15 protein-coding genes are annotated in these 18,730 nt (G+C 63.4%); 9 read left to right on the forward strand and 6 right to left on the reverse strand.

Translation table 11 applies throughout. The features are described 5' to 3' along the window. Nucleotides 1-67: 67 nt before the first annotated feature. From B6V76_RS05935 to B6V76_RS05950, 4 genes are all read left to right on the forward strand, one after another. The gene (locus B6V76_RS05935; RefSeq protein WP_233243028.1) at nucleotides 68-931 is read left to right on the forward strand and encodes a MurR/RpiR family transcriptional regulator; all 864 of its coding nucleotides are present in this window, start codon (nucleotides 68-70) and stop codon (nucleotides 929-931) included. Between the two features lie 57 nt (nucleotides 932-988). Further along, a complete protein-coding gene (locus B6V76_RS05940; RefSeq protein WP_075776034.1) occupies nucleotides 989-1,963 on the forward strand; it encodes a TAXI family TRAP transporter solute-binding subunit in 975 nt (324 codons plus the stop codon). Nucleotides 1,964-2,072: 109 nt separating this feature from the next. After that, nucleotides 2,073-4,688, forward strand: a complete 2,616-nt coding sequence (locus B6V76_RS05945; protein ID WP_075776035.1) for a TRAP transporter permease — start codon at nucleotides 2,073-2,075, stop codon at nucleotides 4,686-4,688. Then, nucleotides 4,685-5,116 (forward strand): universal stress protein, encoded by a 432-nt coding sequence (locus B6V76_RS05950; RefSeq protein WP_075776036.1) that lies wholly within the window; start codon nucleotides 4,685-4,687, stop codon nucleotides 5,114-5,116. Before B6V76_RS05945 ends, B6V76_RS05950 begins: the two co-directional genes overlap by 4 nt. A gap of 74 nt (nucleotides 5,117-5,190) precedes the next feature. On the opposite strand, the gene B6V76_RS05955 is transcribed toward B6V76_RS05950, so the two are convergent. After that, complete coding sequence (locus B6V76_RS05955; protein ID WP_088726944.1) at nucleotides 5,191-5,856, reverse strand: acyl-homoserine-lactone synthase; 666 nt, start codon at nucleotides 5,854-5,856, stop codon at nucleotides 5,191-5,193. 73 nt (nucleotides 5,857-5,929) lie between these two features. After that, the gene (locus B6V76_RS05960) at nucleotides 5,930-6,532 is read right to left on the reverse strand and encodes a LuxR family transcriptional regulator (RefSeq protein WP_088724753.1); all 603 of its coding nucleotides are present in this window, start codon (nucleotides 6,530-6,532) and stop codon (nucleotides 5,930-5,932) included. Nucleotides 6,533-6,631: 99 nt separating this feature from the next. Here B6V76_RS05960 and B6V76_RS05965 point away from each other — a divergent pair, with 99 nt between their 5' ends. From B6V76_RS05965 to B6V76_RS05985, 5 genes are all read left to right on the forward strand, one after another. After that, nucleotides 6,632-7,063, forward strand: a complete 432-nt coding sequence (locus B6V76_RS05965; RefSeq protein ID WP_075776039.1) for an autoinducer binding domain-containing protein — start codon at nucleotides 6,632-6,634, stop codon at nucleotides 7,061-7,063. A gap of 312 nt (nucleotides 7,064-7,375) precedes the next feature. Beyond that, nucleotides 7,376-8,428 (forward strand): UDP-glucuronic acid decarboxylase family protein, encoded by a 1,053-nt coding sequence (locus B6V76_RS05970; RefSeq protein ID WP_088726945.1) that lies wholly within the window; start codon nucleotides 7,376-7,378, stop codon nucleotides 8,426-8,428. After that, on the forward strand, nucleotides 8,425-10,239 hold the full coding sequence (locus tag B6V76_RS05975; protein ID WP_075776040.1) for a glycosyltransferase family 2 protein: 1,815 nt from the start codon (nucleotides 8,425-8,427) through the stop codon (nucleotides 10,237-10,239). The genes B6V76_RS05970 and B6V76_RS05975 overlap by 4 nt, the downstream gene beginning before the upstream one ends. 32 nt (nucleotides 10,240-10,271) lie before the next feature. After that, nucleotides 10,272-11,183, forward strand: a complete 912-nt coding sequence (locus B6V76_RS05980; RefSeq protein ID WP_233243027.1) for a glycosyl hydrolase — start codon at nucleotides 10,272-10,274, stop codon at nucleotides 11,181-11,183. A 267-nt stretch (nucleotides 11,184-11,450) separates the two neighbouring features. Beyond that, nucleotides 11,451-11,726: a hypothetical protein gene (locus B6V76_RS05985; protein ID WP_141104886.1), complete on the forward strand. Its 276-nt coding sequence runs from the start codon at nucleotides 11,451-11,453 to the stop codon at nucleotides 11,724-11,726. A 48-nt stretch (nucleotides 11,727-11,774) separates the two neighbouring features. On the opposite strand, the gene B6V76_RS05990 is transcribed toward B6V76_RS05985, so the two are convergent. From B6V76_RS05990 to B6V76_RS06005, 4 genes are read right to left on the reverse strand one after another with little or no spacing between them, the layout of a single operon-like run. Beyond that, nucleotides 11,775-12,581, reverse strand: a complete 807-nt coding sequence (locus B6V76_RS05990; RefSeq protein WP_088726946.1) for an efflux RND transporter periplasmic adaptor subunit — start codon at nucleotides 12,579-12,581, stop codon at nucleotides 11,775-11,777. A gap of 12 nt (nucleotides 12,582-12,593) precedes the next feature. Beyond that, entirely contained in the window at nucleotides 12,594-14,588 is a 1,995-nt protein-coding gene (locus B6V76_RS05995) for a preprotein translocase subunit SecA (RefSeq protein WP_088726947.1), read from the reverse strand. Next, complete coding sequence (locus tag B6V76_RS19865) at nucleotides 14,581-16,731, reverse strand: biotin/lipoyl-binding protein (RefSeq protein ID WP_075776044.1); 2,151 nt, start codon at nucleotides 16,729-16,731, stop codon at nucleotides 14,581-14,583. Before B6V76_RS19865 ends, B6V76_RS05995 begins: the two co-directional genes overlap by 8 nt. A gap of 1 nt (nucleotide 16,732) precedes the next feature. Beyond that, nucleotides 16,733-18,574, reverse strand: a complete 1,842-nt coding sequence (locus B6V76_RS06005) for an HlyD family efflux transporter periplasmic adaptor subunit (protein ID WP_088718986.1) — start codon at nucleotides 18,572-18,574, stop codon at nucleotides 16,733-16,735. Nucleotides 18,575-18,730 lie beyond the last annotated feature (156 nt).

An 18,730-nucleotide genomic window follows, 5' to 3' on the forward strand; every position in this document is an offset into this window, starting at 1 on the left:
CAATATATGAAACAAATGAAACGGTCACCGCGACGCGATAACTGGTGATGGAACCTGGGGAGGAGCATTGTCCGGCAGTTTCGAACAGCGATTGGCTGCGCAATATGGCAGCCTGTCCACGCGTTTGCGTGAGGCGGGCGACTATATCGCAGACAATCCGGTGAGCATCGCCACGCGCTCGCTGCGTATGCTGGCGAGCGAGTCGAACCTTGCGCCCGCGACCTTCACCCGCCTCGCCCATGCGCTCGAATACGAGAATTTCGAAGAGCTGCGCGAGACCATGCGCGACCAGATCGGTCGCCGTGTTTCACCCTTCGCGGACCGCGCCGACCGGCTGCAGAAGGACGCTGCCGATCCGCAGGACAGCTTCCTCAACCGGTATGCCGCGGCCACGCAGGACAATATCGCGGCCCTGACCGCCGCGATCGAACCGGGACGGCTCGAGGCCGTGGCCGACAAGATCGCCGCCGCCCGCCGGGTGGTGCTGCTGGGCGCGCTAGGTTCGACGGGGATTGCGGAATACACCGCCTATATCGCCAATTTCCTTGGCGACAACTGGGAGCTGGGCGCCCGCGCGGGCTCGTCGCTGGGCGCGACGCTCGCCGGGCTCGACGAGCGCGACGCGGTTCTGGTGATCACCAAGCCGCCCTTCGCGCGCTCCACCATCCGCAGCGCGATCCATGCCCATGAACAGGGCGCCCATGTCACGCTGATTACCGACAGCCGCAGCTGTCCGGCGCTGCACGCGGCCGATGAGACCTTCATCGTGCCCACCGACAGCCCACATTTCTACACGAGTTACGTCGCCACGCTGTTCTTGCTCGAAGCAATTCTGGCGCTGGTGGCGAAGCGCGCGGGACCCCGCGCAACCGAACGGATCGCCGAGGTCGAACGGCGCAACAGGCTTCTCGACGAAGTCTATGCACGCTGACCGAGGCGGACCGTACCACTGAACCGACACCCAAAAACGATCAACGGGAGTGACTACATGAAACAGTTCTTCAAACTCGGGGCCGTCGCGGCCGTCGCCGGCGCGCTGATGGCGCCCGCGGCGAACGCAGCCGACGAGACCTTCATCACCATCGGGACCGGCGGCGTCACCGGCGTCTACTACCCGACCGGCGGCGCGATCTGCCGCCTGATGAACAAGAGCCACAAGGAAACCGGCGTCCGTTGCTCGGTCGAGTCCACCGGCGGTTCGGTCTACAACATCAACACCATCCGTTCGGGCGAGCTGGACTTCGGCATCGCCCAGTCGGATTGGCAGTACCACGCCTACAAGGGCGACTCGAAGTTCTCCGATCAGGGTCCGTTCGAGAAGCTGCGCGCCGTGTTCTCGATCCACCCCGAGCCCTTCACCGTCGTCGCGCGTGCCGATAGCGGCATCAAGAACTTCCAAGACCTCAAGGGCAAGCGCGTGAACATCGGCAACCCCGGTTCGGGTCAGCGCGGCACGATGGAAGTGCTGATGGATGCGATGGGCTGGAAAACCTCGGACTTCGCGCTCGCGACCGAGCTGAAGGCCGCCGAGCAGTCGAAAGCGCTCTGCGACAACCAGATCGACGCGATGGTCTACACCGTGGGTCACCCCTCCGGTTCGATCCAGGAAGCGACCACCTCCTGCGACGCGAACCTCGTGAACGTCACGGGCGACGCGGTCGACAAGCTGGTCGCCGACAACCCGTACTACGCCACCGCGACGATCCCCGGCGGCATGTATCGCGGCAACCCCGACGACACGAAGACCTTCGGCGTGCGCGCGACCCTCGTGACCTCGGCCGACGAGCCCGATGATGTCGTCTATGCGCTGGTGAAGTCGGTCTTCGACAACTTCGACGAGTTCAAGAAGCTGCACCCGGCCTTCGCGCATCTGAAGCCCGAGGAAATGGTCACCGCCGGTCTCTCGGCTCCGATCCATCCGGGCGCTCTGAAGTACTACAAGGAACGCGGCTGGATTAAGTAATCCCTGCGCATATTCGGGCGGGCGCGCTTGCGTGCCCGCCCTTTTCAGTTTCAGCTACTAAGATCATGCCGGAACAGGCGGACGGCCCGTTGGGTCGCAAGGGGGAACGATGGCGGAAAATCGCGCCTTGAACGAACAAGAATTGCAGGAGCTCGTACAAGCTTCTGACAGCGGGGCGCGCAGCCCCAAGGGATGGGTCGGGCTCATGGTCGCCGTGGTGGCGCTGAGCTGGTCGATCTTCCAGGTGCTTCTGGCCTCGCCCATAGGGCCCTATGTGCTGCCGGGCGACCTGATCAACAATGCCCGCCAGATCCATCTGGCCTATGCCATCTTCCTCTCGGCGATGGCATATCCGCTGTTCAAGTCCTCACCCAAGGACCATGTGCCGTGGTATGACTGGATCCTCGCGGTAGGCGGGGCGCTTCTCGCGCTGTACGGCTATTTCTTCTACCAGAAGATCGTCGACAATGGCGGACTCGCCGATATGCAGGACTCCTATATCTCGGTCCTGGGCATCATCTTCCTCTTCATCGCAGCCTATCGCACGCTCGGCCCGGTCATGGTGCTGCTGGCGATCGTGTTCCTGTGTTATGTGTTCTTCGGCTCGTCGGAGTTCTTCCCCGAACAGATTCGCTGGGCCGGTGCGAGCCTGCGCAAGGCGATGAGCCACATGTGGATCACCTCCGAGGGGGTGTTCGGGATCGCGCTCGGCGTCTCGACCAAGTTCGTCTTCCTCTTCGTGCTGTTCGGCGCGCTGCTCGAGAAAGCGGGCGCGGGCAACTACTTCATCCAGATGGCCTTCGGCGCGCTCGGCCACCTGCGCGGCGGGCCTGCGAAAGCCGCCGTCGTGGGCTCTGCGGCGACCGGCCTGATCTCGGGCTCGTCGATCGCGAACGTGGTCACCACCGGCACCTTCACCATTCCGCTGATGAAACGCGTAGGCTTCTCGGCAGAGAAAGCCGGCTCGGTCGAGGTGGCTTCTTCGGTCAACGGCCAGATCATGCCGCCGGTGATGGGGGCCGCCGCCTTCCTGATGGTGGAATATGTCGGCATCTCCTATCTGGAGGTCATCAAGCACGCCTTTATCCCGGCGATCATCTCCTACATCGCACTGTTCTACATCGTGCATCTGGAGGCCGTGAAAAACCGCATGCCGACGATCGGCGACCGCGTGGTCTCGGTCTGGCGCACCGCCTTCGGCATGTTCGCCTTCTTCGCGGGCTTCGCGGCGCTGTGCTATGCCACGCAATACCCGGTGCGCCTCATCACCTCGATGGTACCCGAAGGCGCAGGCTGGGTTCTGTCTCTGCTCGTCGTCTTGGTCTATCTCGGCCTCGTCTGGGTCGCCGCGAAAGCGCCCGATCTGGAGCCGGACGATCCGAACTCCGAGATCGTGAAGCTTCCGGAGATCAAGGATATCTACAAGGCGGGCCTCTACTACCTGCTCCCGATCGTCGTTCTGGTCTATTTCCTGATGATCGAGCGCAAGTCGCCGGGCCTGTCGGCCTTCTGGGCCTCGTTCCTGCTGTTCTTCATCCTGCTCACCCAGAAACCGCTCAAGGCCGCCTTCCGCGGCGAGAGCGCCCCGATGAGCCGCTTCCGTGAAGGCGTTCTCGACCTGATCGGCGGCATGATCGACGGCGCGCGCAACATGATCGGGATCGGCCTGGCCACCGCCACCGCCGGGATCATCGTAGGCACCGTCTCGCTGACCGGGATCGGTCAGGTGATGGCCGATTTCGTCGAGTTCCTCTCGGGTGGCAACCTGATCCTGATGCTGATCTTCGTGGCGATCCTGTCGCTGATCCTCGGGATGGGCCTGCCGACCACGGCGAACTACATTGTCGTCAGTTCGCTGATGGTGGGCGTCGTCGTCCATCTGGGCGCGCAGTCGGGCCTCGTGGTACCGCTGATAGCGGTGCACCTGTTCGTGTTCTACTTCGGGATCATGGCGGACGTGACGCCACCCGTGGGCCTTGCCTCCTTCGCGGCGGCGGCAGTCTCGGGAGGCGACGCGATCAAGACCGGCTTCACGGCGTTCTTCTATTCGCTGCGCACGGTCGCCCTGCCCTTCGTGTTCATCTTCAACACCGATCTGCTGCTGATCGACGTGACGTGGTACCAGGCGATCTTCGTCTTCGTCATCGCGACGATCGGCATCCTCGTCTTCACCGCAGGCACGATGGGGTGGTTCGTCACCCGTTCGAAGATCTGGGAGACGGTGGCGCTTCTTCTGATCGCCTTCACCCTGTTCCGTCCCGGCTATTTCATGAACATGATCGAGCCGCCCTATAACGAGGTGCCGCCTGCGAACATCACGCAGCGCCTCGACAAGGCACCGGTCGGACGTGAGCTGCGACTGATCTTCTCGGGTCCCGATTACACCACCGAAGAACCGAAGGACCTGACCGTACTGGTCAAGGTGCCCGAAGGCGCGACGGGGCAGGACCGGCTCGACAAGCTCGGCCTGAGCTTCACCGAAACGGACGGAAAGATGGTCGCGGACGAGCCGATGTTCGGCTCGGAGTTGCAGCAGAAACTGCAGGGCTTCGACTTTTACGGCGACACGCCCGTCACACTGTCCAACGTGAAGGTGCCGAACGACCAGCTTCCGAAAGAGCTGATGTTCATCCCCGCTTTCGCGCTTCTCGCGCTCATCGCTTTCCTGCAATATCGGCGCAGGGAAGACGATGACGCGGCCTTTGCTGAAGGAGAACCGGCATGACCAATACCATTCTCTGCGCGATCGACATGAACCGCCCCAAGACCGAGCGCAAAGTGCTCGAATGGGCGGCGCGGCTGGCCAAGATGGAAGACGCACAGCTCGACGTGATCACCGTGGTGCCCGATTACGGCTCGGCGGTTGTGGGGGCCTTTTTCTCGGACGATCACACAGCGAAGGCGAAGGAGCACGCGCGCGAGCTGCTGCATGACTTCGTCGCCGAGGTCGTGGGCCCCGAGGTGAACGCCAAGGTGCGACACATCGTGGGCGTCGGCACTGCCTATCACGAGATCCTGTCGCTGGCCGAGAAAGACGGCGCGGACATGATCGTGCTCGGGGCGCATCGCCCCGATCTCAGCGATTATCTGCTCGGGCCGAACGCCGCTCGGGTCGTGCGGCACTCCAATTGCTGCGTCTTCGTCGTGCGCTGAGCGCGCGACCGACGGCGAAGATTTAGGGGCGCGCCCGGGCGATGGGCGCGCCCTTTTTCTTATCCCGCACCGGCTCAGGCAGCGGTATGCAACTGACGCGGCGCCGACCGGGCCGCCATCACGCAGGCTTCGGCCATCTCGCGACGCCGCTGCGTGGAATATTCCGCGGGCATCCGCAGCGCCGCGTATTGCCGCCCGTCCTCGTCGTTGCGATAGGTCGGGCCCATCCGGCTCACATCGTAGCCAAGCTGGCGCAGCGCCCGCATCAGCGCGAGAGAGGAGAGACAGATCAGCTCGTCCGCGCCCCGCTCCTTGGCGCGCTCCACCAGCCCGTCGACGATCAACCGCAAGCAGGTCGCGCGCTCGGCCTGCGTGGTCAGCGCGTCGGAAATCACCAGCCGCGTACATTCCCAGACCGTCTCGCTGGCAATTTCGGTCGGCAGGATTTCCGGCGGAATATGCGGCAACTTTCCCAGATGCGCGTCGCGCAGCATGTAGGTATTGCCACCCCAGATCGCCGCGGTGGACATCGCGCGCGCACCGCCCACCACCTGCCCCTCCTTCAGCACGAGCGAGTAATGCGCTAGGGGCGTATCATATTGATCCATCTCCACTTCGTCGTTATGCGGCACGTCCCAACCGAGCGTGTCGACGAAGACCTCCTTGCGCAGGCGCAGGAAGTCGTAAAACGCGGTGCCGAAGCGGTGAAGTTGCGAGAATTCGAAAGTGCAGTTTTGCATTGGAGCCTCCTTCTGGATAACTCCATCGAAACCACGAATTTGTAAAAAATTCACCCTTTTAGGTTGTGCAAGCCTAGATGAGTCGCCTCGACGTCGCGATTGCGAGCATCTCGATCGCATTTCGCGCACCCAGCTTTCGGCTGGCAGAGGAAAGCCGGGCCTTCACGCCGCTCTCGGAAATCGCGAGTTTCGCGGCGATCTGCTTGATCAAGAGCCCGTCCGCGCGGTAGCGGATCGCCTCGAGTTCGGCTGCCGTGAGAGAGCGTTGCGAGGCATCGATATGCAAGGTCTTGAGCATCTCGAACGCTTCCTGCAGCTCGGCATCGGTGAAGTCCCGATCCGACCGGAACAGCGCGGCGTGGCTGCGTCGCCCGACATCGCGCGGCGTGTTGAACGAGATTGTCGCGCCATAGAGAAGCCCCATGCGCCGCGCCATCCCGACGACGTCGCGGGGATCGTCTTTCAGATCGGCCCAGCGCACGTACCCAACATTGTGATAGACCCAGTGCATCGAAGGGTCCTGCACCACCAGACCGTGCTGAGTGTAGATGTCCACCCAGTCACTGTTCAGACGGTTGAGTTCGGCCTCAGGGAAAGAATAGCCAACCCTTAGCGCGAGATAAAACCCGGCAGGGGCGATTTGATTCAATCGCGTTTCGCAGTCCCTCAGTTCCATGATCTGATGGTCAATTCACTTGCACTCGATGCGGTCTCAGCCTACCGTCGCGCGGGACGCTGAGACCCTCTTCCGACAACCTAAAGACGAAATCCCGTGATGGAAACAGCAAACCGCAAGGAAATCGATAACCTTCTCAAGGAACTCGGTCAAACCTGCGACACCGGTTTCGCGTTTGCCCTGCATATCCGCTTTACCCGCCCGAACATCCTGTATCGCACCTACCCCGAGCCGTGGATCGAGGAATATAGCGAGAAGGGCATGATGATGGATGATCCTGTCGTGCTGTGGGGCATGCAACACGAGGGTATCGTGCGTTGGGAGGATCTCGATGACCCCAAAGGGGTCTTGGAGGGGGCAAAAGCCCATGGCCTTCGGAACGGGTTGACCTGCGCGGTACTGGAAAACGGCTCTCGTTCGATCTCGGGCTTCACCCGCTCTACCCAGCCTTTCTCTGAGGCCGAGGCGCAGGAGCTGTTGGAGATGACCCGGCAGCTACACAATCTTACGGCGGGCCTCTCTGACCTCTGAGACGCGGCCTTTCGCACCAGCCTCGCGCCGATTGTGCAAATCGAATCAACGGGTCTCTGCAATTCCGACTGGCCGAAGCCGCTGCACCTAATTCAACCTCGGCGTGTAAATTTCATCTAACCGAAGGTTGGTTTTTGTCGGCCATTCGAATTTCGGTCGAAAAGCTTGGCTTTCGCTTGATAGGCGCAAAAGGCGCCCCCTAACCTCTTAAGTATCTGTAATCGGGATCGACGGGCCTGGTCCGGCCCAAAGCGATTAAGTCGATATCAAACCGGACTGGGCAGTCGCTGCCGTTCTTCTGTGGGGGGGAACATGACGCATCTGCCACGTTTCGAGACGCAAGATATCTCTTGGGCACGGCCGCGCCGACATCGGGGGCAGTTGCGTTGTCTGGTTGCCGGAGGGGCCGGGTTTCTGGGATCGCACCTGTGCGACCGGCTGATCGAGGCCGGTCACGACGTTATCTGCATCGACAACCTCCAGACCGGGCGGCGACAGAATATCGCCCACCTGTCGGAGCATCGCGATTTCACTTTCTTCAGGCATGACGTCATCGCACCGCTGCGGATCGAGGGCGAGATCGACCGGATCTACAACCTCGCCTGCGCGGCCTCGCCGCCGAAATACCAGCTCGATCCGCTGCACACGTTCCAGACCTGCATCGCCGGGTCGCTGAACCTTCTGACCTTGGCCGAGGAGAAGGGCGCGCGCATTCTTCAGGCTTCGACCTCCGAGGTCTATGGCGATCCTGACATCTCGCCCCAGCACGAAGACTATCGCGGACGCGTGAACACCACCGGCCCCCGCGCCTGCTACGACGAGGGCAAGCGCGCGGCAGAAACACTGTTCCACGACCTTCAGGCCAGCCGCGGCATCGACACCCGCATCGCGCGGATATTCAATACCTACGGGCCCCGGATGGACCCCGAGGACGGCCGCGTGATCTCGAATTTCGTCACGCGGGCGATCCGTGGCGCGCCGCTCCAACTCTATGGCGGCGGCACGCAGACTCGCTCGCTTTGCTATGTCGACGATCTGATCAGCGGGCTGGTCGCGCTGATGGAAAGCGAGACGGTCGGCCACGATCCGGTAAATCTGGGCAATCCGGGCGAATATACCGTCGCCGAGCTTGCCCATATCGTGCGCGACATGTGCGATAGCCGGGCGCCACTCGTGGTTTCGGACCTGCCGCTCGACGATCCGATGCAACGCTGCCCGGACATCACCCGCGCCGAGACCCGGCTAGGCTGGCATCCCGAGATCGCATTGCGCGACGGCCTAGTGCCGACCATCGCCTATTTCCGGGCCGAAATGACGGGCGCGGCATCCGAAGCCGCCCCCCCGATCGCGACGGCCGCGGAATGATCCAGCGCCCCGACATACGGGCCGCAATCGCGGCGGGGCATCTGGCACCGATCCTCTCCCCGAGACAGGCGCTGCGCTACCGGGTGCTGTTCGCGCTCTGGATGCTCGCCACGGTCTATTTCTGGAGCTGGTGGCTCACACCGTCGCATATCCTTGCCACGGTGCCTTATCTGATCCTCACCGGGGTGCTGATCTGGCTTCTGGCGATGCAGGTCTATTTCTTCGTGATCTTCCTGCAGGCGCTACGACCGGTCTCCCCCCTGCCGGAGCCGGGTCGCTGGCGCGTAGCGATGATCACCACGAAAACCCCGTCTGAGCCCTTCTCGGTTGTCCGCCGCACGCTGGAGGCGATGCTCGCACAGGATTATCCGCATGACACGTGGCTGGCCGACGAGGCGCCCTCGCCCGAAACGCTCGCATGGTGCAAGATCCACGGGGTGAAGGTGTCCAGCCGCCAGGGCATCGAGGCGTACCATCGCAAGGAATGGCCGCGACGGACGCGCTGCAAAGAGGGCAACCTCGCCTATTTCTACGACCATTGGGGCTATCGCGATTATGATATCGTGAGCCAGCTCGACGCGGATCACGTCCCGCAACCGGGATACCTGCGCGAGATGCTGCGCCCCTTCGCCGATGATGCGGTGGGGTATGTCAGTGCGCCGTCGATCTGTGCGTCCAATGCGAAGGAAAGCTGGGCCTCGCGCACGCGGCTCTATGCCGAGGCTGCCTTTCACGGCGTTTTGCAGATGGGCTATACGGGAGCGCTGGCGCCGATGTGCATCGGGTCGCATTACGCTGTGCGCACCTCTGCGCTGAAGGAAGCTGGCGGCCTAGGTCCCGAACTTGCAGAAGATCATTCGACGACACTCCTGATGAACGCGGCTGGCTGGCGAGGCGTTCACGCGATCGATGCGATTGCGATCGGCGACGGTCCGGCCACGGTGACCGACCTGATCACCCAGGAATTCCAGTGGTCGCGCTCGCTGCTGAGCCTGCTTCTGCGCTATACCCCGTACTATGTCGGGAAAATGCCGTGGCGGCTGAAGTTCCTCTTCGTGCTCTGCCAAAGCTGGTATGTCTTCTTCGCGCTTTCGATGTCGACGATGTATATCGCCCCGATCATCGCGATCAGCTTCGACATGCGTTTTGCCGACGTGACCTACCCCGCCTTTATCGGACATGTGCTGCCCGCCGGCATCGTGACGCTGATTTTCGCCTTCATGCTGCGGCGAGATCAGTTCTTCCGTCCGCGCGATGCAAAGATCATCGCGTGGGAGAAAGCGCTCTTCGTGATGATGCAATGGCCTTGGGTGCTATGGGGCTGCATCATGGCCATCTATGACAGGCTATCGGGAAGATTCGTCGATTTTCGGATCACACCGAAGGGCGAAGCGGCCTCGACGATGCTGCCCGAGCGGATCATCGCCGTCTATGGCGGGCTGGCCCTGGGGGCCTTGCTGCCGGTTCTTTTGGTGGACAACGTCATCGAGGCGCGCGGGTTTTACCTCCTCTCCATGTTCAACGCCGCGTTCTATTTCGTCTTGCTGAGCGTGATCTTCGGCGCTCGCGCGCGCCGCGTTCAGATCGATTGGCGCGGCTGGCCCCGCGACATGGCGGTTCAGATGGGCACACTGAGCGTCATCGTCTCGCTGAGTTTCGGAGCCCTTTGGCTCCGCGGCGGCGAAAGCGTCTACGCGCTCACGATCGGGCTAACATCGGTTCAGCTCGCAAAGGTCGAATACATCGTCTCGGGGGCCGGCATGGGCGCTCCGGGACAAGCGAAGTTCCTCATCAAACCGAGCTGGAAGTGACGGGGCTTCGCACCCAAAAGGAGGAGACTGAAATGGCTTATGATCTGATGACCCGTCGCGAGGTGATGGCCGGTGCCGCGGCGTTGGGACTGACCGTATCGGCGCGACCGGCATTCGCTGCGGATGTCAGTGTGCCACCCGGCTCCTTGCCGTTCGGGGTCTATGATCCCGATGGTGATTTTGCGGATGTGTCGGGCGTGGTGATCGAACACCTGTTCCTGCCCTGGGAGGACGTTTTCCTTCCGTCGCTGAATGATGCCGATAGCTATGCGCTCGAACGCAACCGCGCACTTCTGGTGACACTGGAGCCCTGGACATGGTCGCGCTCAGAGCGCAACACCGCGCAATATCTGCGCCGCGGGATCGAGCGGGGCGAATACGACGCCAACATGATCGCGGTGGCCGATGTGCTGGCGACGCTGCAAAGCCCGGTCACCCTGCGCTTTGCCCATGAGATGGACGACAAGTCCGGCCAGTTCATCTGGTCGGACTGGAACCCCGACGACTACATCGCAGCTTATCGCCGGATGACCGACGTCGCCCGCGACCGGGCGCCGAAGATCAACCTGATGTGGTCGCCGCTGGGCGACGAGAACATGGGCGACTATTACCCGGGCGACGATTACGCCGATATCGTCGGGCTCACGGTCTTCGGACTGCAGGCCTGGGATCAGGCCAAGTTCGGGCGCGATCAGACCTTCGACGACATCTTCGCGCCCCGCTACGCTCGGGCGGCGACCTATGGCAAACCGGTCGCGGTGGCCGAGCTCGGCTATGTCGGAAACCAGTCCTATGTTTCGATGTGGCGCGACCGCGTCCGTCAGGAATTGTCGGATTATCCGAGCCTCGTCGGCGTCAGCTACTTCAACCAGCGCGAGGTCTATCCGTGGCCGGAAGGGTTCGGCGCCCCGGATTGGCGAATCAAAAATCAGGTTTTGACGTAATCCACCACGGATAGTGGCGAGTTTTCGCCTATCACACCACCTCTAGACAAGACCTTGATGCCGCGCGGGAAATCCTCCCGCGCGGCACTTTTGCGATTTGCCATGATCTTGCCTGCTTCCCGCCACGTCACCTACCAACTTGACCCATAGGCTGGGATCGACCAATCCTTCTGCATGAGGACGCAATCGGCCCTCTTCCGCGCAGATGGGAAGGGCCAGACCGCAACACGAGCAGACAGGATTACAGTTCCGATGACGTTTTTATCCGTGAAAGCGGCCCGCCTTGTCGTGGCCGGCCTGATCTTTGCTGCCCCGCTGAGCAGCGCCCATGCGCAACAAGCCGGCATGCTGGATCTCAAACCGATCCGCGTCGCCGCCAAGAGCACGGCCGGGCATGGCAGCGCCAAGTTCGACTGGCTCGCCGGGCGCACCAGCAAATCGCAAGCGACCCCGCGCGTCGTTCAGACCCGGTTCATCGGCAAGGGCAAATGGATTTGCTCGCCCGCCGGTTTCGGCAAGAAAGCAAACTGCTTCCAGCGATGAACGCGCAGCACAGGCGTTGAGCGACGGCCCCGCCCGGGACCGTCACGCTCACTCGGCGGCGAAACCCACGGTGCAGTCGATCCCGGCGGGCAGCTTGCCCTCGGGATTGGGCAGCGCGAGACGCACCCCGAACGTGTCCGAGGCCGCATCGAAAACCTTGTCGACGACGCTCACCGTCGCGTCGTATTCGCCGCCCACGGGCGCGGCAGGATAGACCTTCAACACCTGATCCTTCTTGACCCGGTCATACATCGCGGTCGGCAGGAAGACCTCGACATGCAGCGGGTCGATCTGCGCGAGCTGCGCGATCGGCGCTTGCGAATAGACATATTCGCCCGGCCCCATCATCCGCGTGATCACCAGCCCGTCGATCGGTGAGCGGATTTCGCGACGCGCCAGCTGCGCCTCCACCCTCTGCAGATCGAGCTTCGCCAGATGCTGGTCCATCTGGGCCGAGCGCAGCTCCAGTTGCGCGACCTCCGCATTGGTCTGCGCCTCCTGCACCTGCGCATCTGCCATCACGTTACGCTTGCCCATCTCGGTCGCGCGGTCGGCGGCCTTTTGCAGCAGCGCCACCTTGGAGCGCGCGATGTCGATCGGCCCCTCATCCTGCGCGCGTTCCCTCGCATAGGTCAGCTGCGCCTCTTCCGCCTTCGATTCCAGCTTCGCGATCGGGTCGCCCTTCTTCACCGTATCCCCGCGCGAGACGAAAACCTGATCGATCACACCGTCCACCGCCGAGCCGATCTCGAGCACTTGCCCCGGGTCGATCAGGCAATCGAAGCGCTCCTGATCCTGCGCGAGCGCCGCACCGGGACCGAGGGCCAAAAGAAGGGTGATGGAAGTAAGCCGCATGGGTGGTCCCTTTCAGTTGCCCCTGCCGCTGAAGGCGAGCAGGTCTTCGAGATTGTCGTCGGCGCGCAGAAGCGCTTTGCGCACGCCCGAATGGCGCGCTTCGGTCGCACGTTGCGCAAGCCGGGTCACGGGCGCGCCGATCAGCCACGGCACACGTCCCTTCCCGCCCGAAAAAGTGCGGATCAGGCTGGAGAGCCGTGTGCCGTAGAAGACCCGCAGCAAATCGTCCTCGAGCGAGACGAAAGTGATGAAACTGCCCGGATCGCCTTGCCGTCCGCAGCGGCCGAAAAGCTGACGATCAATGCGGCGCGCGTCATGGCGGCCCGTCGCGATGACATGCAGCCCGCCAAGGGCGCTCATCTGCTGATCGATGCGGATATCGGTGCCGCGCCCGGCCATGTTGGTCGCGACCGTGATCCGCCCATGCCCGCCCGCTTCGGCGATGATATGGGCCTCGTGCTCGGTCTCGCGGGCGTTGAGCACGCGATGCGTCAGCCCCTCTTCGGTCAGGAGCGCGCTGATCTCTTCAGAGGCGGCGATGGATTGCGTGCCGATCAGGATCGGGCGGCCCGTCATGTGAACGCGTTTGGCCTCGGCCAGCACGGCGCGCCATTTCTGATCGGCAGTCGCGTAGTGCCGCTCGCCCAAGTTCTTACGGCGTGAGCGGCGGTTCGTCGGTATGCGTTTCGTGCGCAGACGGTAGACCGCGCGCAGCTCGCCGGAGACTTCGGCCGCGGTGCCCGTCATGCCTGCCAGCGTCAGATAGCGGCGGAAGAAACGCTGATAGGAGATGCGGATCAGCGTCTCTTGCCGCCCCGTAATCTCGCAGCCCTCTTTAACCTCGATCATCTGGTGTAGCCCGCGCTCCCACGAGCGGTCGGACATCACCCGGCCGGTATATTCGTCGACGATCTGAACGCCCGCCTCATCGACGATGTAATGCTTGTCGCGGTGATAAAGATGCAGCGCCGAGAGCGCCTGCCGCGCCAGTTCCTCACGGTGAATCTCGGTCGCCCAGACGCCCCCGAAATGCGCGCCGAGCTGGCGCAGCCGCGCCTTGCCCAGATCGGTCAGTTCGACCTTCCATTCCTTCTCGCGCACGGTGAAATCGCGCGGCCGGGTCAGTTTGCGCCCGATCTCGACGGCGCGCTGATAGGTCTGCTCCAGTCCCGAATGATCGCACGCCCGGGTGATGATCAGCGGCGTGCGCGCCTCGTCGACCAGCACGCTGTCCGCTTCGTCCACGATCGCGTAGCATAGCCCGCGCATCAGCAACCGCTGCCGTTTCGGATCGGTCTTCGACAGCCCCTCCAGCGCCATATGCAGCGCGCGGGTCTCGCCCTCCAGCACCAGCCGGTCCTTGAGGTAATCGAAAGCCAACTGCTTGTTCGTGCAGTAACAAATATCGCAGGCATAGGCCGCCTGGCGTTCCTCGGGGCTGAGCCCTTCGATGATAACGCCGACGCTGAGCCCCAAAGCCCGATAGAGCGGCCCCATCCATTCCGCATCGCGCGCGGCAAGGAAATCGTTCACCGTCACGATATGCACCGGGACGCCCGACAGCGCCATGATCGCGGCGGGCAGCGTCGCGGTCAGCGTCTTGCCCTCGCCGGTATCCATCTCGGCGATCCGGCCCCGCAGCATCGCGCGCCCGCCCAGAAGCTGCACGTCGAAGGGGCGCATCTGAAGCGAACGTTCGGACTGGATGCGCACCAGCGCGAAGGCACGGGCCACCAGATCGGCGCGCAACCCCTTCACCCGCAGCTTCTGCGCGACCTCGACGCGGGCCGCGTTGAAGGCATGCGCCTCCAGCTTCGCAAGCGCCTTCTCCTCTTTCGCGACGCGCCGCAGGAAACCCGCGCCCGCCGCCGATTTGACCGAGAAGAACTGCGACACCCGCCCCACCGCGCTCGCCATCACCCGGTCGAGCGTGCCGAGGCGTTCATCCTCGCGCTCGGGGTAGAAGGCGGTCAGCAGGCCGGGGCGCTGGACGAGTATCTCAGACATCGTAGAGCCTCAGGAACAGCTGGCGCAGCGCTCGGTAGGCCTGAAACCCGATCGGCAGAGTGCCGTGAGAGAAACGCACCTCGACGCGCCGACCCAGCAGCGGCAGCGCGGCGTCGGGGGCCATCTCCAGCTCGAACTCGAAGACCCGTTGCAGCGTGCGCAGCCCCTTGGTGTCGCCCGGATCGACCGGAACCGTGCCGCCGCCCTGCAGCCCCAGCGCGGGCGTCGGCAGGTCGCGGATGCCGCCGGGCACTTCGCGCACGATGGTCGCGGGATAGCTCTCGCCGCCATATTCGACCGGCATCACATCGACGCGGCCCGTCGCGTTGCGCACCAGATCGACATCGTCCTGACCGACGACAACGCGCAACGCCGCCGTGTCTTCCTCGGTCAGAACGTAGGAGATCACCTGCCCGCGCTTGGCGAACCTTCCCTGCAGATCCTCGCCATTGGGCACCACGGCCAGACCTGCGCGCGGTGCGCGGATCGACAATTCGTCCAGCTGCTGGGCCAGCCGGTTGCGGTCTTCGCGGGTCGCGGAAATCTCGGCTGCGATCATCTCCGCCTCGACCCGGTCGGTGCGCACCGCCGCCTGACGCTGCAGCTCCAGCCCCGCAAGTTGCGAGTCCAGCACCTCGAGCCGCGCGCGCAGCAGCGGATCGTCGAGCTTGATCATCACCTCGCCCGGCTTGACCGCGTCATAGGTCGCGACCGGTACCTCCGTCACGAAGCCGCTGGTTCCGACACGCACCTGCGCCTGCTCGGAAGGCCATGTCACCCCGCTCACCACGGATCTATACGGTGCTGGCAGCACGAAAAGGATCACGAAAAGCGCGGCGATGAGCCCGCTCGTCACGAGGATCGCACGCGGCCTGTTGGAGCGGAGTTTCGGACTGGAAGACAGAAAGGACATGGATTTGCCTATGGGCACGAGGATCTGCGTCGTGATCGCCCAAGCTGCCAGCAGCACCCCGATGAAGAAGAAGCGGCCGGCGATATAGGTGATGATCGCGAACATGATGAAGAGGCGATAGATGAAGGCGGCGATCCCGTAGAACAGGAACCAGCGTTTCTCGGCGGGCAGCGAGGTGACGGGTTCCGCCTCTTTCATCCCGAACAGGTATTTCTGCGCGAGATAGGCATAGTAGCGGTTCGCGCGCTGGCCAAGATTGGGGATCTCCAGCCAATCGGCGAAGACGTAATAGCCATCGAAGCGCAAGAGCGGGTTGCCGTTGAACAGAAGCGTAGAGACGCCCCCGATCAGCATCACGTTATAGGCGACCGCATGGGCCGCGCCGGTCTCGGCATTAAGCCAGACGAAGAGCGCGATCGAGGCGAGGAACAGCTCCACCATGATCCCGATCCCTCCGACCAGCATCCGTTGATACTTGTCACGCAGTGCCGAGGCGGCGGAGGCGTCGACATAGGGCACAGGCACCAGAACCAGCAGCATGATCCCGATTTCATGGACCTCGCCGCCGTTCTTCTTAACCGCATATCCGTGGCCCAATTCGTGAAACGCCTTCACCACCGGATAGACCAGCCACAGCACGAAGAGGTTCTTCGGCGTCAGCACCCGGTCCGCGATGTTGTCGGTGATCGCGCCGAAATTGATCGCGGCGAAGATGAAACCCGCGAGCACCACCAGCACCCAGATCACCGCAAAGGTGCGGGTAAAGAAGGGGCGCACGAAGGGCATGGTGCGGGTGAGAAACGCGTCCGGGTCCCAGATCGGGATTCGGACGGCGAGCGGCGACCAGATCTTCTGCTTGATCTGCATCGACTGGTGGCGCTGGTAGCGGCGGAACAGCTCGCGCCCGTCGGGCGGCACGTCACAGATCAGCGCATCGGCGGCGTGCAACTGCCCCATCAGCCGGATCGCCTCGTCCTGCGTGGGGGCCTTCTCGCCAAGCTGCTCGTTGGTGGTGTTCCACAGCTCGTCCATCGTGCGTTTGCCGTTCATCAGCCCGACCAGCCGCCAGGCGGCTGGCGAGATGCGATGGAAGCGCCCCGTCGCGATGTCCTGGATCACGAACCAGACGCGCCCGCGATAGTCATGCCGATGAACCGCGACATGCCTGCGCAGGCGCGGTTTGAGATCCTTCACCCGATACCAGGACGGAGAGAAGAGCGAGGTGGCCATGTCACGGCCACCAGGACCAGAGCGTCATGCGCACCCAGAGAACGATCCGCCGGGTCCAGATCCAGACCAGGCGGTGTTCCTCGACCTCGATCTTGGCGACCCCTTCCATACCGGGGCGCAGCGCGTTGATCGGCCCGTCGGTAACGGAGGCCTCGACGAGGAACTTGTTCGCCCCGGCTTCGGCATTGGAGATCGGCGTGACCCGGTCGACCTTCACTTCGATCGGGGTGTCGGGCAGCGAGGCGAGCACCAGCGCCCCGCTCTCGCCCGCCTTTACGTCCTTCACGTCGCGCTCGTCCACGCGCAGCATCACGCGGTAGTCGTTGAGCGGGGCGACCTGAAACAGCACGTCGCCGCGCCCGATCGGGGCTCCCAACGCCTGCGTCAGATCACCCGAGACTACGACCCCGTCGAAGGGCGCCTTGATCACCATCCGTCCGATTTCCTGATCGAGCAGTTCGATCTGCGCATCCGCCTGTTCGATCTGGCTTTGCAGGATCAGCGCCTTGGCGCGCTCGCGCTTGGCCATGGCTTGCGAATATTCGCGGCTCTGTTTGGATTTCTGGCTTTCCCATTTCAGCCGCTCGAGCCGCAGGTCGCGATCGTCGAGCTTGGCCATCACCTCGCCCGCCTTCACGATATCGCCCGCGCGCGCATCGGCCTCGGCCAGATAGCCTTCGATGGGTGCCGAGATCGCGCGCTGGATACGGCCCTCGACCGTCGCATCGGCGGTCACGCGATACATGCCCTTGGCGAACCACGCGAAAGCCAGCAAAGCGACCAACGCAATCGCGGCCAGCTTCAGGGCCGCGTGATTGGGGCCGAACAGCGCCTTGAACGTATTGACGCTGGCATCCCATGTCTTCGCGGGCAGCCAACGATCCTCGCGGCGCTTGATCGCCAGAACCGGGCCCAGCAACACCCCCGCATATTCCGCCATCTGGATCGTGTCGCGCCCGAACGGCTCGTCCGCCGGACGTTCCAGCACCAGAGCGCCGACCAGCTTCTTGTCCTCGGTCAGCGGCACCGTGCAGAGCGTCGCCCCACCTTCGATCTCCGACAGTGTCGCATGGGCGCGCAGCACCCGTTCGCCCCCGTCCTCGGGTGGCGGATAGCTCAGCACCGCCTGCTGATCGATCGCCTCGTCCATCGCGGCTTCGATGGCGCGCACGAGGTTGGATCGCTTGCCGAAGCTCGCCGAGTTCGACAGCGCCCGCACGCGCGCATGACGCCCGCGCGTCAGGCCGATCGCGACCAGTTCGCAATTCAGCACACCCGCAAGTTCCGAGGCCACCGCGGTCGCGGCTTCGGTGAAACGGTCGTAATGCAGGCTGGTGGCGAGCAGTTCGATCACCGAGGCGAGGCTGTCGCCCGAGCCGCCCTGCTTCCGGCGCAAGAAGGCCTCGAGCCAGCCCGTGCCCCATTGCAGCTGATCAATTGCCAGGTCAGTGCGCGCGTCCGGGTTCGCGCCGATCTGGATTGCCGCTGCGCCGCGCAGATGGCCCTCCATCCGGATCGGCACCGCGATGGCCGCGCCGCCTTCGCTCAGCGTTTCGATCACCATCCGCTCGGCATGGATCGCGCCGTCCACGGCGGCCATCAATTCGCGTTTCGGTTTTGCATTCTCGGGCCAGACCCCGGCAGGCTCAAAGCGGCTCCGCCCGATCCCCGCAAGCACCACCAGCCCCTGCTCCAGACCCGTAACCTGCCGCGCCATAGCGTCGAGCCAAGCCTGCGACACATGCGACCGGTCGGTCCCCGCTTTCAGTCTGCCGAGGGTTTCGGAATCCAGAAATACCGAGCCCGTCGCCTCGCCAGAGGTTGTCCCCGCGTGTTGCTGCAAAATGGCTCCCTCAAGGGTGCTCCCCAGCGCCCTTTGTCCGTCCCTGTCCCTGACAAGGGTCGACCGAACGGCAAAATCGCCCCTTACGTTAAGTAAAGGATTAGTTCGCGATTCAAGCAAGAAAAAACGTGGCAGTTGAACGCACTGGGCGCCGCG

Source organism: Thioclava sp. IC9 (genome assembly GCF_002213225.1).
Taxonomy (GTDB): Bacteria; Pseudomonadota; Alphaproteobacteria; order Rhodobacterales; family Rhodobacteraceae; genus Thioclava; species Thioclava nitratireducens.

Coding starts and splice junctions, on each gene's coding strand:
- B6V76_RS05940 (WP_075776034.1), top strand. CDS start 989: ATGAAACAGTTCTTCAAACTCGGGGCCGTCGCGGCCGTCGCCGGCGCG.
- B6V76_RS05945 (WP_075776035.1), top strand. CDS start 2,073: ATGGCGGAAAATCGCGCCTTGAACGAACAAGAATTGCAGGAGCTCGTA.
- B6V76_RS05950 (WP_075776036.1), top strand. CDS start 4,685: ATGACCAATACCATTCTCTGCGCGATCGACATGAACCGCCCCAAGACC.
- B6V76_RS05955 (WP_088726944.1), bottom strand. CDS start 5,856: ATGCAAAACTGCACTTTCGAATTCTCGCAACTTCACCGCTTCGGCACC.
- B6V76_RS05960 (WP_088724753.1), bottom strand. CDS start 6,532: ATGGAACTGAGGGACTGCGAAACGCGATTGAATCAAATCGCCCCTGCC.
- B6V76_RS05965 (WP_075776039.1), top strand. CDS start 6,632: ATGGAAACAGCAAACCGCAAGGAAATCGATAACCTTCTCAAGGAACTC.
- B6V76_RS05970 (WP_088726945.1), top strand. CDS start 7,376: ATGACGCATCTGCCACGTTTCGAGACGCAAGATATCTCTTGGGCACGG.
- B6V76_RS05975 (WP_075776040.1), top strand. CDS start 8,425: ATGATCCAGCGCCCCGACATACGGGCCGCAATCGCGGCGGGGCATCTG.
- B6V76_RS05980 (WP_233243027.1), top strand. CDS start 10,272: ATGGCTTATGATCTGATGACCCGTCGCGAGGTGATGGCCGGTGCCGCG.
- B6V76_RS05990 (WP_088726946.1), bottom strand. CDS start 12,581: ATGCGGCTTACTTCCATCACCCTTCTTTTGGCCCTCGGTCCCGGTGCG.
- B6V76_RS05995 (WP_088726947.1), bottom strand. CDS start 14,588: ATGTCTGAGATACTCGTCCAGCGCCCCGGCCTGCTGACCGCCTTCTAC.
- B6V76_RS19865 (WP_075776044.1), bottom strand. CDS start 16,731: ATGGCCACCTCGCTCTTCTCTCCGTCCTGGTATCGGGTGAAGGATCTC.